General features: G+C 69.3%; 13 protein-coding genes. 8 read left to right on the top strand and 5 right to left on the bottom strand.

The genetic code is table 11. From position 1 onward, the window contains the following. Positions 1-96: 96 nt before the first annotated feature. Positions 97-1,539: an RNA polymerase sigma factor gene (locus tag ACWGLC_RS04635; protein WP_452098788.1), complete on the top strand. Its 1,443-nt coding sequence runs from the start codon at positions 97-99 to the stop codon at positions 1,537-1,539. A 113-nt stretch (positions 1,540-1,652) separates the two neighbouring features. On the opposite strand, the gene ACWGLC_RS04630 is transcribed toward ACWGLC_RS04635, so the two are convergent. Together ACWGLC_RS04630 and ACWGLC_RS04625 are read right to left on the bottom strand one after the other, a co-directional pair. Continuing rightward, the gene (locus ACWGLC_RS04630; RefSeq protein ID WP_452098787.1) at positions 1,653-3,491 is read right to left on the bottom strand and encodes a DEAD/DEAH box helicase; all 1,839 of its coding nucleotides are present in this window, start codon (positions 3,489-3,491) and stop codon (positions 1,653-1,655) included. Beyond that, complete coding sequence (locus ACWGLC_RS04625) at positions 3,484-3,729, bottom strand: DUF3039 domain-containing protein (protein ID WP_230929020.1); 246 nt, start codon at positions 3,727-3,729, stop codon at positions 3,484-3,486. The genes ACWGLC_RS04630 and ACWGLC_RS04625 overlap by 8 nt, the downstream gene beginning before the upstream one ends. Before the next feature lie 72 nt (positions 3,730-3,801). On the opposite strand from ACWGLC_RS04625, the gene ACWGLC_RS04620 reads away from it, so the two are divergent. The 4 genes from ACWGLC_RS04620 to ACWGLC_RS04605 all read left to right on the top strand — a co-directional run bounded on the left by ACWGLC_RS04620 (position 3,802) and on the right by ACWGLC_RS04605 (position 7,508). Further along, complete coding sequence (locus ACWGLC_RS04620) at positions 3,802-4,287, top strand: DUF3099 domain-containing protein (protein WP_452098786.1); 486 nt, start codon at positions 3,802-3,804, stop codon at positions 4,285-4,287. Between the two features lie 19 nt (positions 4,288-4,306). Next, positions 4,307-5,938 carry a DUF7782 domain-containing protein gene (locus ACWGLC_RS04615; RefSeq protein WP_452098785.1) on the top strand — a complete coding sequence of 544 codons (1,632 nt, stop codon included), beginning with the start codon at positions 4,307-4,309 and terminating at the stop codon, positions 5,936-5,938. Further along, positions 5,935-6,372 (top strand): D-aminoacyl-tRNA deacylase, encoded by a 438-nt coding sequence (gene dtd / locus ACWGLC_RS04610; RefSeq protein ID WP_452098784.1) that lies wholly within the window; start codon positions 5,935-5,937, stop codon positions 6,370-6,372. The genes ACWGLC_RS04615 and dtd overlap by 4 nt, the downstream gene beginning before the upstream one ends. Before the next feature lie 167 nt (positions 6,373-6,539). Beyond that, a complete protein-coding gene (locus tag ACWGLC_RS04605; RefSeq protein WP_230929024.1) occupies positions 6,540-7,508 on the top strand; it encodes a sigma-70 family RNA polymerase sigma factor in 969 nt (322 codons plus the stop codon). Between the two features lie 160 nt (positions 7,509-7,668). On the opposite strand, the gene ACWGLC_RS04600 is transcribed toward ACWGLC_RS04605, so the two are convergent. After that, positions 7,669-10,422, bottom strand: coding sequence for a bifunctional acetate--CoA ligase family protein/GNAT family N-acetyltransferase (locus ACWGLC_RS04600; RefSeq protein ID WP_452098783.1), 2,754 nt, complete (start codon positions 10,420-10,422; stop codon positions 7,669-7,671). Between the two features lie 80 nt (positions 10,423-10,502). Then, positions 10,503-11,735 carry an acetoin utilization protein AcuC gene (locus ACWGLC_RS04595; RefSeq protein WP_452098782.1) on the bottom strand — a complete coding sequence of 411 codons (1,233 nt, stop codon included), beginning with the start codon at positions 11,733-11,735 and terminating at the stop codon, positions 10,503-10,505. Between the two features lie 239 nt (positions 11,736-11,974). On the opposite strand from ACWGLC_RS04595, the gene ACWGLC_RS04590 reads away from it, so the two are divergent. Then, on the top strand, positions 11,975-12,664 hold the full coding sequence (locus ACWGLC_RS04590; RefSeq protein WP_230929027.1) for a metal-dependent transcriptional regulator: 690 nt from the start codon (positions 11,975-11,977) through the stop codon (positions 12,662-12,664). Continuing rightward, positions 12,661-13,641, top strand: coding sequence for a UDP-glucose 4-epimerase GalE (gene galE / locus ACWGLC_RS04585; RefSeq protein ID WP_452098781.1), 981 nt, complete (start codon positions 12,661-12,663; stop codon positions 13,639-13,641). Before ACWGLC_RS04590 ends, galE begins: the two co-directional genes overlap by 4 nt. Before the next feature lie 188 nt (positions 13,642-13,829). Here galE and ACWGLC_RS04580 read toward each other — a convergent pair whose 3' ends face one another. Continuing rightward, positions 13,830-14,927, bottom strand: coding sequence for a DUF4192 domain-containing protein (locus ACWGLC_RS04580; protein WP_452098780.1), 1,098 nt, complete (start codon positions 14,925-14,927; stop codon positions 13,830-13,832). 270 nt (positions 14,928-15,197) lie between these two features. Between ACWGLC_RS04580 and ACWGLC_RS04575 the strand changes: the two genes are divergently transcribed. Then, positions 15,198-16,145, top strand: coding sequence for a proteasome assembly chaperone family protein (locus ACWGLC_RS04575; protein ID WP_452098779.1), 948 nt, complete (start codon positions 15,198-15,200; stop codon positions 16,143-16,145). The last annotated feature ends 19 nt before the right edge of the window (positions 16,146-16,164 follow it).

Genomic DNA, 16,164 nt, shown 5'->3' with positions numbered 1-16,164 from the left:
GATGCGACCCTCGCGCCGGTTCCTCGTTACAATGGCGCAGGCCGGACTCATGTACCGGCCGGGGACGGGCCCGGTACCGCAAGGCGGACGGCTCGAGTGTCTGCAGAGCACGCGGCACCGATCCCCGATTCCTATCTAGCAACCGGTTGTGAAGGGGCGTTTGTGGCAGCCACGAAGACCACCAGTTCGGATCCCGCAGAGAGCGGCGATCCGTCAGGCACCGAGGTCACGGGCGCAGCCCCCGCCAAGAAGACCGCCGCCAAGAAGGCGCCCGCGAAGAAGGCCGCGGCCAGGAAGGCCCCCGCCAAGAAGACCGCGGCAAAAAAGACGGCGGCGAAGAAGACCGCCGCCAAGAAGACGGCGGCCAAGAAGACCACCTCCCCGGCGACGTCCGAGGTCGACGAGGATCAGATCGACGAGTCGGCGGAGAACCTCGAGGCCGAGCCCGACACCTCCGAGCTGGAAGACGTCGAGGTCGAGGATGTCGAGGACGACGAAGAGGCCGACGAGGAAACCAAGGAGGAGCCCTCCGCCAAGGACAAGGCCTCCGGTGACTTCGTCTGGGACGAGGACGAGTCCGAGGCTCTGCGGCAGGCCCGCAAGGACGCCGAGCTCACCGCGTCCGCGGACTCCGTGCGCGCATACCTCAAGCAGATCGGCAAGGTCGCCCTCCTCAACGCCGAGGAGGAGGTGGAGCTCGCCAAGCGCATCGAGGCGGGCCTGTACTCCACGTGGTGGATGGCGCAGGTCGCCGAGCGCGGCGAGAAGCTCACCACCGCTCAGCGGCGCGACTACAAGTGGATCGAGCGGGACGGCGTCCGCGCGAAGAACCATCTGCTCGAGGCCAACCTCCGGCTGGTCGTCTCCCTGGCCAAGCGCTACACCGGGCGTGGCATGGCGTTCCTGGACCTCATCCAGGAGGGCAACCTCGGTCTGATCCGCGCGGTCGAGAAGTTCGACTACACCAAGGGCTACAAGTTCTCCACATACGCCACCTGGTGGATCCGCCAGGCCATCACCCGCGCCATGGCCGACCAGGCCCGCACGATCCGTATCCCGGTGCACATGGTCGAGGTCATCAACAAGCTCGGTCGCATCCAGCGTGAGCTGCTCCAGGATCTGGGCCGCGAGCCCACCCCGGAGGAGCTCGCCAAGGAGATGGACATCACCCCGGAGAAGGTGCTGGAGATCCAGCAGTACGCCCGGGAGCCCATTTCGCTCGACCAGACCATCGGCGACGAGGGCGACTCGCAGCTCGGCGACTTCATCGAGGACTCCGAGGCCGTGGTCGCGGTGGACGCGGTGAGCTTCACGCTTCTGCAGGACCAGCTGCGGTCCGTGCTCGACACGCTCTCCGAGCGTGAGGCCGGCGTGGTCCGGCTTCGCTTCGGCCTCACCGACGGCCTCCCCCGGACCCTCGACGAGATCGGCCAGGTCTACGGCGTGACCCGCGAGCGGATCCGCCAGATCGAGTCGAAGACCATGTCGAAGCTGCGGCACCCGTCGCGCTCGCAGGTCCTGCGCGACTACCTGGACTGACCCGCCCCGGAGAGATCCGCTACTCCCCCGCACGATCCGCTACCCGCAGGCAGGTAGCGGATCGGGCATCCGAGTAGCGGATTTCTTGGATTTGGTGAGGCCGGTCGGCGGACCTACCAGCTGCGCAGGGTCGAGATCCTCTCGCGGATCTGCTCGGTCGAGGCCATCGGCACGGGCGGCCCACCGCAGGCGTTGCGCAGCTGGGAGTGGATCGCCCCGTGGGACTTGCCCAGGCGGCCCGAGTACACGGAGACCAGGGTGTTGAGCTGGCGCCGCAGATCCTTGAGCTCGGCGGCCGAGGCGACCCGCTCGGCGGCGGCGCCGGCGTGGGCGCCGGGGCCCGCGGCGTTGCCCGGCAGAGTCGCTCCCGACACGGCGGGGTCGGCGCCCACCACGGACACCGCCCCGGGCCCGGAGGCCTGCGCGGAGGAACGATGCCTCAACTGCTCCTTCTCCCGCTGCCGCAGAAGGGCCTTCACGTCGTCCGCTCCCAGCAGGCCGGGGAGCCCGATGTAGTCGGCCTCCTCCTCACTGCCGGCGAATGTCGCGGTGCCGTACGAAGACCCCTCGTACACGATCTGGTCGAGCTCGGCGTCCGCGCCCAGGGAGATGTAGCCGCGGTCCTCTTCGTCCTCCGTGTTCTCGTCCTGCTGTTGGTTCGCCTGGGCGAGCAGCTGGTCCTCCAGCCCCTCCTCCCGATGCGGCTTACCCAGCACGTGATCGCGCTGGGCCTCCATCTCCGAGGCGAGCTTCAACAACACAGGCACCGACGGCAGGAACACCGAGGCGGTCTCCCCCGGGCGCCGCGAACGCACGAACCGCCCGATGGCCTGGGCGAAGTACAGCGGGGTGGAGGCGCTGGTGGCATAGACGCCCACACTGAGTCGGGGCACGTCGACGCCCTCCGAGACCATGCGGACGGCAACCATCCACTCGTCGGTCGAATCCGAGAAGGCACCGATCCGGCTCGATGCCGTCGGGTCGTCGGACAGGACCACCGTCGGCGGCTTGCCGGTGATCTCGGTCAGCAACGCCGCATACTCCCGCGCGCGCTCCTGATCGGTGGCGATCACCAGGCCGCCGGCGTCCGGAACACCGCCCGCGCGGATCTGGCGCAGCCGGGTGTGGGCCGCCTGCAGAACCGCCGGCATCCAGTCGCCGTGCGGGTCGAGCGCGACTCGCCAGGCCCGGGACATCTGGTCCGCGCTGAGCGGCTCACCGAGGCGGGCCGAGAACTCCTCGCCGGCGTTGGAACGCCAGCGCGCTTCACCGGAGTAGGCCAGGAAGACGACGGGACGGACGACGCCGTCGGCCAGCGCGTCGGCGTAGCCGTAGGCGTGGTCGGCCTTCGAACGCTGATGACCCTGACCGTCGGGCTCGTAGGTGACGAACGGGATCGGACTGTCGTCCGAGCGGAACGGTGTCCCCGTCAGCGAGAGGCGGCGCTCGGCGTCCTCGAACGCCTCGCGGATACCGTCGCCCCAACTCTTCGCGTCACCGCCGTGGTGGATCTCGTCGAGGATCACCAGTGTGCGGCGTGCCGTGGTGCGCCCGCGATGCTTGAACGGGTGCGCTGCGACCTGCGCGTAGGTCACCACCACACCGTGGAACTCGGGAGCGAGTGCCCCCGAGGAGTTGCTGTACTCGGGGTCCAACGCGATCCCGGCACGGGCCGCGGAGGCCGCCCACTGGTACTTCAGGTGTTCGGTCGGCGCGACGACCGTGATCGTGTCGACGGTCCGGTCCGCCAGCAACTCGTTGGCGACCCGGAGGCCGAACGTCGTCTTGCCGGCACCCGGCGTGGCCACGGCGAGGAAGTCCTTGGGCCGGGCCATGAGGTACTTGCGCAGGGCTGTGCGCTGCCAGGCGCGCAGCGACGGCCCGCCGGCCGGCGGGGTGATGGGTTCTGCGGTCAGTTCCTCGGTGCCCGGGACCGCTCCGGGATCACTCACCAGGCTTCAGGGTCTCGTAGACGCGCTTGCACTCCGGGCATACCGGAGAACCGGGCTTGGCCGAGCGGGTGACCGGGAAGACCTCACCGCACAGGGCGATCACGTAGGTTCCCATGACCGCGCTCTCGGCGATCTTGCTCTTGTCCACGTAGTGGAAGAACTTCGGGGCGTCGTCCTCCGTCTCCTCGGTCGTAGTGACCTCGGGACGCTCGAGTGTCTTGGTCCGGGTGGTGCTCACCCCCTCATGATGCCGCACCCGGCCGTCACCGCGCCAACGCTCCAGCGCGCACCCCGGAGTACCTTGGGGTCCATGGCACCCGACTTCCGACGAAAGCGGTCCGGGGATCGGGACGACACCTCGAGCCCCGTCCTCATCACCGGGGCGCGACAGTCGTACCAGGACGAACTCGCGGCCCGGAAGAAGCGGTATTTCCTGTTGATGAGTGTCCGGATCCCGGCACTGTTGCTCGCTGCGGGTGCGCTCGCGCTCTGGAACAACCCGTGGATCGCGCTGGCGATCGTCGCGGGATCGATCCCGATCCCGTGGATCGCCGTGATCGGCGCCAACGATCGCCCGCCGCTCCCCAAGCAGCAGGCCCGCACCTATAACGCGGGGCGCCTGTCCGCGCCGCGGACGGTGGCCCTGCCGTCCGGGTTGACGGGCAAGACCACCGATGCCCACACCGACCCCCACGGCGACGGCGAGGCCGACACCGATGGCCCCGAGGACGCCGATGAGGCCGATGAGGCCGACGACACCGGTGACACCGACGAACCCACCAGCGGCGACCACTGACGAAAGCGACCCTGAACCCGTGACCCGTTCCACCGACTCCCTCGCGGTTCTCGCCCCCTTTCTGGCCGCGGCGTTCCGCGAGCACGGGTACACGGTTCCGGGGCTGGAGCGGGCCCTGGGACAGGAGGCCGTCTCGGCGCTCGCCCGCTCGGACGCTGCGGTCGTCCGGCGCCACGCCCGGAACTCCGGCGCGGCCGGCGCGCTGGTGCGTCTGTTCGTGTTGGGTGATGCGCTCCCCCGCGCTGTGGTCACCGAACTGCTCCCGGAGGTCGACCTCGGGGCCGGCATCGGGGCGGGCCTGTGGTCCGTCGGTGACGACGGCGCGGTGCAGGCACTCGTCGACCTCCGTCCCGTCGACACCGGCCACGGGACCCGCTGGGTGTTCTCTGACGTCGACGGGTCGATGGTCCGCACCGGGACCCGGCCGGACCACGTGCTCGGCGTGGGCCAGGCCACGCTGTCCCTCCTGCGGATCACGCCCACCTCCCCCGCCGGTTCCGTTCTTGATCTGGGAACGGGCTGCGGCATCCAGTTGGTGCACGCGCTCGAGTCCGGCGAGGCCGGGACCGGCACGGACATCACCCCGCGGTGCCTCGAGTTGGCGGAGGCGACTCTGGCGATCAACGCGATGGAGGCCGAGCTCGTCCGGGGCCCGTGGTTCGGCCCCGTCGCCGGGCGGACTTTCGACCGGATCGTCGCCAACCCGCCGTTCGTGGTGGGCCCGTCCGAGATGGGTCACTCGTACCGGGAGTCGGGGCTCGCACTCGACGGCGCCAGTCGGACGGTCGTGTCCGGCGCTCCGGAACATCTCGCCGAGGGCGGGACGGCGATCCTGCTGGCGTCCTGGGTCGAGCGGGAGGACGTGGACTGGCGTTCGCATGTGGCCGCGTGGGTGCCGGCCGACGGGGTCGATGCCTGGTTCCTCCGCAGGGACTCGTCCGATCCGGGCCTCTACGCGTGGACATGGTTGACCGACGAGGGGATGGACCCGCGCGACGAGTCCACGTGGAAGGCGGCCGACGCCTGGCTGGACCACTTCCGTGACGAGGGCGTGGCGGGCATCGGGTTCGGTTACGTGTATCTGCGACGCATCGACGGCCCGTCGTCGGTGCTGTGTGAGGACCTGACGCACCCCTTCGACGCGGGCCTGGGCGACGAGGCGGAGGCCTATTTCGCCCGCACCGCGTGGCTGCGCGAGGCCGCGCACCGTCATGGCAGCGAGGACGTCGCGCTGGACCGGACCGTGTTCACCGTCTCCCCCGACGTCCATCTGCACGTGTCGGAGTCCTTGGCGCCCACCGGCCCGGACGGCCTGCCGGCGGGTCCCGCCACCGTCGTGGTCGAGCGGGTCACCGGCGCGCGGTGGCGACACGAGATCGATCAGTTCACCGCCACGGTGCTGCGGGGCGCGCGGACTGGCGCCCTATCGTTGGCGGATCTGGTGATCCTCGCGGGCGCGGCGGCGGGCGCCGATCCGGACGAACTCGCGGCGCCGGTACGTCGGGTGGTCGTCGACCTGTTCCTGCACGGCTTCCTCGTACCCGCCGGGGTCCCCGGTTTGTTGCCGCCGGGGGCCGAGGCCGCGGCTCCCGGGGGATCGTCCCCCGCCGACGCCCCGGAGGGCGCGTCATCGCCGGGGGCCGACGGGTGAGGGCCGTGGTCTCGCGGGTCACCGAGGCGTCGGTCACGGTCGACGACGCCGTGGTGGGCGCCCTCCCCGGCCCGGGGCTGTTGGTGCTGTTGGGGGTATCGAACGACGACGACGAGGCGGACATCGACACGATGGTCCGCAAGATCGCGGAGTTGCGGATCCTGCGTGAGGAGACGAGCGCGGTCGAGGTCGGCGCCCCGGTCCTGGTGGTCAGCCAGTTCACGCTGATGGGTTCGACAGCCAAGGGGCGGCGCCCGTCATGGTCCCGGGCCGCACCCGGTGAGGTGGCCGAGCTGGCTGTGGCGGCCGTGGTGCGCGGTCTTCGTGACCGCGGGCTCGAGGTCTCGACCGGGGTCTTCGGCGCGATGATGCAGGTGCGCTCGGTCAACGACGGCCCGTTCACGCTGCTCATCGAAACCCGGAATTCACGGTGACGGGTATTTCATTCCGCCACATGTCGTGACCGAAATCATCCACCCGGGAACATTCCCGGTACCTCTGCCGTTGTAGGTGTACGTGACCGGAATACGGACACGATCCTGATCCGTCCACCAGCGACCGACCGCCGGCCCACCCCCCGGGCAAGGCAGGAGGAGGAGACATGACGTCAGCCACCACCCGTTCGGACCATCGGACGGAGGCGGATTCGGACGGCCAGAGCCCCAGCGCCGACCTGGTCCGCGTCTACCTCAACGGGATCGGCAAGACCGCCCTGCTCAACGCCGAGGACGAGGTGGAGCTGTCGAAGCGCATCGAGGCCGGTCTGTACGCCAAGCATCTGCTGGCCACCAAGAAGCGCCTGGGCCCCGTCAAGAAGGCCGATCTCGCGACCATCGTCCGGGAGGGCGAGGCCGCCCGCGCCCACCTCCTCGAGGCCAACCTTCGTCTGGTGGTCTCCCTGGCCAAGCGCTACACGGGCCGTGGGATGCCGCTCCTCGATCTCATCCAGGAGGGCAACCTCGGGCTGATCCGCGCGATGGAGAAGTTCGACTACGCCAAGGGGTTCAAGTTCTCGACCTACGCCACGTGGTGGATCCGCCAGGCCATCACCCGCGGTATGGCCGACCAGTCGCGCACCATCCGGCTTCCGGTGCATCTCGTCGAGCAGGTGAACAAGCTGGCGCGGATCAAGCGTGAGCTGCACCAGCAGCTCGGCCGCGAGTCGACCCTGGAGGAGCTCGCCGAGGAGTCGGGCATCCCCGCGCACAAGATCGAGGAGCTCCTCGACCATTCGCGCGACCCGGTCAGCCTGGACATGCCGGTGGGTGCGGACGAAGAGGCGCCGCTGGGCGACTTCATCGAGGACGCCGAGGCGACCAGCGCCGAGAACACGGTCGTGACCAACGTCATGCACTCGGATGTCCGCGCCGTCCTGGCCACGCTCGAGGAGCGTGAGCAGCAGGTCATCACGCTGCGTTTCGGCCTCAATGACGGTCAGCCGCGGACCCTCGACCAGATCGGCAAGCGCTTCGGCCTGTCCCGTGAGCGCGTGCGTCAGATCGAGCGCGAGGTCATGGCCAAGCTCCGCGAGGGCCGCCGCGCTGACAAGCTGCGGTCGTACGCCGTCTGATACCGCGGACCGCGTAGCGGCCACGACGTCGCGACCAAGACGTTGACGCCACGAGGTCGTGGCTCCGGTGCCGGGGCCGCGTAGGACCCCATCGACCCGAAACGGCCCCGGAGGCGGGGCCGTTTCGTCGTCTGCGGGCCGCTTCCGGTGCGGACTGGTTCTAGCGAAGTCGGCGCGGTCCTTCGTCGCCGCTGAACAACGGCGGAGGCCCGAGCTGCACGCTCGCGAAGAGCACGGACAGACCGCTGGGCGTGGCCAGCCCCGGATCCAGCGAGAGCTTGCGCATCTCCGGTACATCCTCGGCCAGGCAGGACACTCGTCCCATGAGGTCGACGAGCGCCCCCCGGTCCGCCGGGGTGTCGCCCGCGTACCCGTCCAGGATCGGGGCCGCCCGGGGCCGGTCGAGCAATGCCGCGGCCTCCGTCGGGGAGATCGGCAGGGTGCTGAAGGCCCGGTCCGCGAGGAGGTCCGAGAGCAGCCCGGACAGCCCGAACGAGATCAGCGACCCGAAGATCGGATGGTCGGCGACCCGGATCGTGACGGCGACTCCCTTGGTGGCCATCTTCTGCACGTGAAGTGAGCGCGACCCGGTGGAGGACTGCAGGTAGTCGAACGCGTGCCGGACGGCGCCGGCGTCGGCCAGATCGAGCCGGACCCCGGACTGATCGCTCCGGGTGCGCCATTTCTCGCTCATCGCCTTCACCGCGACCGGGTACCCGAGTTCGTCGGCGGCCATCACGGCCTGCTCGACGTCGGTGGCGACGCGGTAGTCGACGATGTCGATGCCGTAGCACTCGAGTAGCGCCCGCACCTGGCCCTGCGTGAGCTCGAACGAGTCGGTACCGGCGTTGAGGTGGCACAGCGAGTCGACGAGTTCGCGGGCACGCACGCGGTCGATGTCCTCGAACTCGGCGGGTTCCTCTGCGGGGCGATCCAGCCATTCGGCGTAGCGTCGGGCCCGCACCAGCGCGGACACCGCTCGCTCCGGGTACGGATACGAGGGGATGGATCCGCGCGAGGCGACGCCGGACTCATCGGTCACGGTCAGCCCCTCCGGAAGACCCTCCCCGGCGAGGAACGTACTGACGACGGGCTTCTCGCTCTCCGCAGCGGCGGCACGGATGGCCTCGGCGAACTTGTCCGGTTCCGTGGCCACAGGCGGTACGAAGACCGTCAGAACGGAGTCCACCTCATCACGGTCGAGGGCGTCGGAGATCGCGGTCCGGAACTCCTCCGGGTTCGCTCCGGCCCCGAGATCGACCGAATGGGCGACGGTGAAGCCCTGCAACCGCGCCGAGTCACCACCGAGGCGAGCCACGGCCGACGAGTTCCCGACGATCCCCAGCCGACCACCGGCGGGTAGCGGCTGATACGCGAGGAGCGTCGCGGTGTCGAACATGTCGGTGATCGAGTCGACCTGGATGAGACCTGAGTCGCGGAAGAGTCCGCGGATCGCCGATGCGGTGAGCCCCTCGACGCCGGATTCGAGGTCGTCGGCGGCGCGCCGCACCACCACGACCGGCTTGTTGCGGGCTATCCGCCGCGCGATCCGGGAGAACTTCCGCGGGTTACCGAAGCTCTCGAGGTACAGCAACACCACCTCGGTGGCCGAGTCGGTGTCCCAGTACTGCATCAGGTCGTTACCCGAGACGTCGGCGCGGTTTCCCGCGGAGACGAACGTGGACAGACCGAGCCGACGCCGTGCCGCCGCGGCGAGGATCGTGATCCCCAGAGCACCGGACTGGCAGAAGAACCCCACCCGTCCGGGGCCGGGGACCAGTTCCGCCAGGGTCGCGTTGAGCTGGACGTCGGAGGAGGTGTTGATCACGCCCAGCGCGTTCGGTCCGACCACGCGCATGCCGTGCGCGCGCGCCTCGCTCACGAGACGCCGCTCCGAAACGACTCCCGCACTTCCGACGTCGGAGAACCCCGCCGAGATGACGACGAGGGTCGACACGCCCTTGGACAGGCAGTCGTCGAGGACCTCCGACATCGACGCGGCCGGGACGGCGACCACCGCGAGGTCCACCGGATCCGGGATGTCCCGGACGCTCGCGTAGGCGCGTACCGACTGCACCGAGTTGGCGTCCGAGTTGACCGGGTACACCGGCCCGGAAAACCCGTTGGCGATGAGGTTTCGCAGGACCGTGTGGCCGATCTTGCCGACCTGGTCCGACGCTCCGATCACGGCCACCGACGCGGGGTTGAGAACCCGGGCGACGCTTCGCGACTCGGCCGCAGCCTCGCGGGAGTTCCGGACGTTGGTCAGCGCCTCGGTCGGGTCGATGGCGAATTCCAGGTGCAGGGTCGAGCCGTCGAACGACCGTGAGATCTCGTACCCGGCCCTACGGAAGACCTGGATCATCGAGCGGTTCTCCGACAGGACCTCAGCCTCGAAATGGTCGATACCGCACTCCGCGGCCGCGCCGGCCAGATGTTCGAGGAAGATCGACCCCAGGCCCCGGCCCTGGTGCTGGTCCGAGATGGTGAACGCGACCTCCGCGAACGTCGAGTCGGGTAGCCGCTCGTAGATCGCGATCCCGATGATCTCCGCACCGAGCTCCGCCACGAACGCCATCCGATCGCGGTAGTCCACGTTGGTCATCCGCCGGAGTTCCCGATCCGAGAGAACATCCCGCGATCCGAAATACCGCAGGTAGCGGGTCCGTTCTGACAAGCTCGTGTGGAATCGCGAGATCTTCTCGGCGTCCTCGGGGAGGATCGGCCGGACCCGGACCGCTCGGCCGTCGGAGCCGAGGACGTCGGCCGCCCACTCGTGTGGATACCCGTCCGGGTAGACGTCCACCGAGGTGTCGGTCGAGGCGTGCTCCGGGGGTTCCACCGCCGGGGGCCCACCGGTCGTGGAGGTCTGGTTCATCGGATCGCCGGTCGGAGTGTCTCCGGGGTGCGCCATGTGTGGTCCTCCAGGGGCGGAGTTCATCGGTCGGTCAATGGTCGTCGTGCGGGTTGACCACGGGGCGGTCACCCATGGGGTCAGTCCCTCGGATCGTCGGGGTCGAGCCCGTGCAGTGGGAACACCGAGCGCCTGGTATCGAGGATGGACTGGTCCAGTCGAGCCAGCGACCGGTCGATCTCGACACCCCGGTCGGCCCCGGCCGGCTCCCACGGGGTGTACTCCGGGATCTCCCCGTCGCTCATGGACTGCGGCACCCGGTCCGGCACGGTGAGTCGGCCGGCCATCGTCCGCCACGATTCCGGCACTACGGTGTCCGGGTCCACCGGCACACCGAGCACGGCCCCGATCAGGTGGGTCCACGACCTCGGGACCACCCGGACCAGCTCGTACCCGCCGCCCCCGATCGCGATGAGCCGACCCTCGCAGATCTCGTCCGCCAACGCGACCATGTCCAGATAGGACCGACGATGCCCGTCGACGCTGAGCGACAGGTCCGCGAGCGGGTCCTCGCGGTGCGAGTCGCATCCGGCCTGCAGGACGATGATCTGCGGCTCGAATGCCCGCAACAGCCCGGGCACCACGGCATGGAAACCGCGTAGCCACAGCGGATCGGTGACAGCGGGCAGATAGGCGAGGTTGACGGACATGCCCTCGGCCCGGCCCACGCCGGTCTCGGACGCCCAGCCCGTCGAGGGCCACAGCGTGGCGGGGTGCTGGTGCAACGAGACCGTGAGAACCCGCGGATCCTCGTAGAAGGCGGTCTGGACCCCGTCGCCGTGGTGGACGTCGATATCGACATAGGCGACGCGGTCGTAGCCGTTGTCGAGCAACCAGCTGATCGCCACCGCGGCGTCGTTGTACACGCAGAAGCCGGCGGCGGCAGCCGGCATCGCATGGTGCATCCCACCCGCGACCGACACCGCCCGCGTGGCGACACCGTCCGCGATCGCGCGCGCCGCGGCGAGTGTTCCACCGGCCACAGCCGCGCTGGCCTCGTGCATCCCCGGGAACGTCGGGTTGTCGGCGGTTCCCAGCCCGTGACTCATTCCCACGTGCTCACCGGGCGGCAGATCGCCGGCGGCTATGACCGAGTCGATATATCGCGAGGTATGGACGCGGAGAAGCTCCTCGTCCGTCGCCGATCCGGGATCGATCAGCTCCACTCCCTGGAGAACACCGAGCTCGGTGGCCAGCGACATCGTCAGATCAAGTCGCCTCGGACTCATCGGGTGGTCCGCCGAGTGGCGGTATTCCAACAACGACGGACTCCACACCACCCCCGCCGCGACTCCGTCCCGGATGCCCGTCATGGTCACCGTCCTCCCGTTTCCGCCGGGTGGTTCCCGGCCTCGCCTCCCCGGCTTGAACCGAGGTCTGCGTCACCCGCGAATCTACGCAACGTACTGCGGTGCGGCCCGGGTTTGAGAGCGCTCCACCCCGGTCGGTGCCGCGACGGTAGGCTCGGTGCCGACGAGATCCACGGGCGCGGGTCGCCCGCGGATCAGTAGGACAATCTCTCTACCGGCTTTTCGACTCGGAGGACTGCAGCGTGAAGGACCTGGTGGACACCACCGAGATGTACCTCCGCACCATTTACGAGCTGGAGGAGGAAGGGGTCATCCCGCTGCGTGCGCGGATCGCCGAGCGCCTCGAGCAGAGTGGCCCGACCGTGAGCCAGACGGTCGCGCGCATGGAGCGGGACGGGCTTGTGCTGGTGGCCCCGGATCGCCATCTCCAGCTCACTCCCCACGGCCGGGAGCTCGCGGTGGACGTGATGCGTAAGCACCGCCTCGCCGAAAGGCTCCTGGTCGATGTGATCGGACTGGAACTGGAGAAGGTGCACTCCGAGGCGTGTCGATGGGAACACGTCATGAGTGACGACGTCGAGCGTCGCCTCATCGAGGTGCTCGACGATCCCCGTACCTCCCCGTACGGCAACCCCATCCCCGGTCTCGAGCGGATCGGGTACAGCTCCGCGACGGGTGAGGAACTGACGTACATCCGACTCTCGGAACTCGAACCCGACGTGCCCCACCAGGTGCGCATCCAGGCGATCGGCGAGAACGTCCAGATCGACACCGAGCTCATCTCCGAGTTCCGGGCCACCGGCGTTGAGCCCCTCAAGACCGTCACCGCCACCCGTCGCGGGCACCTCGTGGAGCTCAACTCCGGGTCCGGTCACACAGTGGAGATCGACGGGGATCATGCCCACGCGATCCAGGTCGAGCTCCTCCCGTGAAGCTCCTCGTCACCGGCGGCGCCGGATACGTCGGCGGGGTCTGCGCCACCGTCCTCGTCGAGCGCGGTCACGAGGTGGTGATCCTCGACGACCTGTCGACCGGCAATCGTGAGGGTGTCCCCGAGGGCGCGACCTTCATCGAAGGCGATGTCGCCGAGAGCGTCGGGGACGTCCTCGACCCGTCCTTCGACGGGGTCCTGCATTTCGCGGCTCGCTCCCTCGTGGGCGAGTCGGTGGAGAAGCCCGGCGAGTACTGGCAGGGCAATGTCGTCACCTCATTGACGCTGCTCGATGCGATGCGCACCGCCGGCGTCGGGAACCTCGTCTTCTCCTCCACCGCGGCGACCTACGGCGAGCCCGAGCAGGTACCGATCACCGAGGACATGCCGACGAGGCCCACCAACACCTATGGGGCGACCAAGCTCGCGATCGATCACGCGATCAGCTCGTACGCCGCGGCCCACGGGCTGGCGGCGACCAGCCTGCGATACTTCAACGTGGCCGGCGCCTACGGGGCCGCGGGCGAGAACCGCGTCGTGGAGACCCACCTCATCCCGCTGGTTCTGCAGGTCGCGCTCGGACACCGCGAGGACATCAAGGTGTTCGGTGACGACTGGCCCACCCCGGACGGCACCTGCATCCGCGACTACATCCATGTCGCAGATCTCGCCGATGCGCACGTCCTCGCCCTCGAGTCCAACTCCCCGGGTGTCCACCGGATCCTCAACCTCGGTAGTGGCGAGGGGTTCTCGGTGCGTGAGGTCATCGACGTCTGTCGCGAGGTCACGGGCCGCCCGATCCCGGACGTCATCGCGCCTCGACGGGCCGGAGATCCCGCGGTGTTGGTCGCGTCCAGCGCCAGGGCGATCACCGAGCTCGGCTGGACGCCCGGCCGTACCGATCTACGCACGGTCGTCGAGGATGCATGGAAGTTCACCGAGGCGCTCGGAGATCGCGCTCACTCGGCTGCTCGTTGACGACACCGCCGCTGACGGCGAGCGACACGAGCACGCACGCACAGCCCGCCGAGCACCCGGAAGATCAGTGCCGGGCGGGCTGTGCGCGAACCAGTCGACGCGGAGCCCCTGCGGCAGGCCCCGCCTGTCAGCATCTCGTCACGGCCCCTCCCCTCTCACCGCTGCCCTGATCCGGCGCCGCGAGCTCCTCATGCAGCCGCCACCTGCCTGAGGCGTTCCGGTGCGATCCCTTCGATCAGACCGTTCAGGATGAGCCGCGCCAGCGAATTCGCGCCATCGGCCGTCACCGCTGCGGAGAGTGCGGCGTTCGCATGGACGCCACTTCCCGCGAAGTAGGCCGCGGCACCGAGGAGGAGCAGAGCCACCGAACGCTCCTTCGGGGGTCGTCGACGAGCCAGGGCCCACCAGAGCAGGCGGCGGCCGTCGTCGTCGGTCAGTGGGCGCTGGGCCAGGTTCCGATAGACCTCGTCACGGACGTCGATCGACAGCAGGCCGCGTCCGATCACGGCAAGCTCGTTGTCGTCGACCCGCTCCCCGGTTCCCAGGCGCGCGGCGGCGGAGTCGTGCCGCGCCACCAGCGCGGACGTCCCCGCCGTCGCCGCTGCATCGGTGCCGCCTCCATCCGTGTCCCTCGCGTCCGGGTCGCGGGTCAGGTACAGGCGCTCGATGTCGCTCCTCGATGCCGCGACCGACCGTCCCTGGAACGCGTACACCGCAGCCAGATGCGTGGCGTCGGGATCGAGTTGGATTCCCCGGACCATCCCGAACAGATCCACCCACGGGGCACCCGCCGCGAACTCCTCCACCCCGAAGGCGTTGACGACCTCCGTGCCCGCCAACCCCAGCCAGTAGTCGAACGCGGCCGCAGCGTCCATCGCCCGCTGAGCGGCGAGATGCCCGTCGATGCAGTCCTCCCGCACCACGATCAGGTGCACGGACCGGACCCCTTCCCGCGCGCAGAACTGAGCCAGGCTCTGGGCCGGGCCCGGATCGATCCTGCCGACCAGCCCCGGCTCCCCGTCCGGAGCATCGAGACCGGGTTCATCGAACAACTCGCCCTCCGTGGGGGCGATCGTGTCCTCGTCCTGGAGCCCGGGCACATCCACCCGCATGACCGGCGCGTTGCCGCCGTCGGACATCCTCCCGCCCACCAGCACGACTGACCCCGGGGGTGGAGGAAAACCGAGCATCGCCGGGACGGAGGCGATCATCTCCTCCGGCGAACTGATCACCACCCGCTCCCGCTCGTCCCGACCGTCGTCTCCGGTTCGGCCTCGTGTCGTCATCGCCGTCCACCCGTCTCTCCTCGCGCGGCCCCGTCCCGGATCTGGGAGCGCGGTCCGCGGGTGTCCTCCACCGCCCCAACCCTCATGCATCCGGGTCGCGCCGCCCGCTCCTGCGGACGTCTGTGACGCGCGCCTGTGGAGGAAGCGGTGCGCGCGGGGAATCATCCGCCGCGGCCTGACGTTGGCAAAGGGGTGAGTACCCGTCCCGAATGGACGACCGCGCGAGCTTCGTCGCCCCGTTGACGAGGTGCGGTGATGAGAGGAGTCGACATGGCCAGGCACAGCGATCTGTACCGACTGATCCAACCCCTTCCCGATCTGCGGTCCGCGGACGGCCGGGGGCCGGTGCTCGTGCACGGACTCGAGGGGTTCTCCGATGCGGGGCAGGCGATCGAGGGCGCCACCGAGCACCTCCGTGACTCCCTGGACTCGCAGTTGATCGTCGAGTTCGACGCGGATCAGCTCGTCGACTATCGATCACGGCGCCCGCATCTGAAGTACTCCTTCGACCACTTCGCGAGCTACGACGAGCCCACGATTCAGATCCATGCCGTCAAGGACGCGGACGGAAGCTCCTTCCTGCTGCTGTCCGGTCTCGAGCCGGACCTGCGGTGGGACGGCTTCACCGAGTCCGTCATCGATCTGGCGGGGGCGTTCGGCGTCCGCATGTCCATCGGGCTCGGTTCGATCCCCCTCGGCGTGCCCCACACCCGGCCCACCAACGCCAGCGCCCACGCCAGCGACGTGGACCTGATCCGTGGCTTCACCGCCTGGCCCGGTGAGTTCTCGGTGCCTGGAAACGTCAGCTCCCTCCTGGAACTCCGGATGTCCGAGCACGGCATCCCGTCGGCGGGATTCACCGTTCACGTGCCCCAGTACCTCTCGCAGACCGCCTACCCGGCGGCCGTGCTCAACCTGGTCGGGAGCATCGCCAAGGTCGGCGGACTCGATCTGCCCACCGAGGAACTGGAGAAGTCAGCGGAGGAGTTCACGTCCCAGGTGAACGCGCAGATCGCCCACAACGCGGAGATCCTCACGGCCATCGAGCACATGGAGAAGCAGTACGACGAGTTCATGGAGGCACGGATGGGCTCGGACTCGCTCAATCCCGGAGGCAAGCCGCTGCCCTCCGGCGACGAGATCGGTGCGGAGTTCGAGCGCTTCCTCGCCCAGCAGTCAGGCGGCGACTCCGACGGCGGACCGCAGCCGGGCGAGTGACGAGGCCGGGCGACTAGGC

This window comes from Dietzia sp. NPDC055877 (assembly GCF_053615975.1).
Note: the sequence above shows the minus strand (reverse complement) of the source record. Positions and strands in the feature narration are given on the sequence as shown.

Bases quoted from the DNA above. Each gene is read 5' to 3' on its own strand.
- ACWGLC_RS04600 (WP_452098783.1), bottom strand. From the start codon at position 10,422: ATGGCGCACCCCGGAGACACTCCGACCGGCGATCCGATGAACCAGACC.
- ACWGLC_RS04620 (WP_452098786.1), top strand. From the start codon at position 3,802: ATGGCACCCGACTTCCGACGAAAGCGGTCCGGGGATCGGGACGACACC.
- ACWGLC_RS04575 (WP_452098779.1), top strand. From the start codon at position 15,198: ATGGCCAGGCACAGCGATCTGTACCGACTGATCCAACCCCTTCCCGAT.
- ACWGLC_RS04580 (WP_452098780.1), bottom strand. From the start codon at position 14,927: ATGACGACACGAGGCCGAACCGGAGACGACGGTCGGGACGAGCGGGAG.
- ACWGLC_RS04595 (WP_452098782.1), bottom strand. From the start codon at position 11,735: ATGACGGGCATCCGGGACGGAGTCGCGGCGGGGGTGGTGTGGAGTCCG.
- ACWGLC_RS04605 (WP_230929024.1), top strand. From the start codon at position 6,540: ATGACGTCAGCCACCACCCGTTCGGACCATCGGACGGAGGCGGATTCG.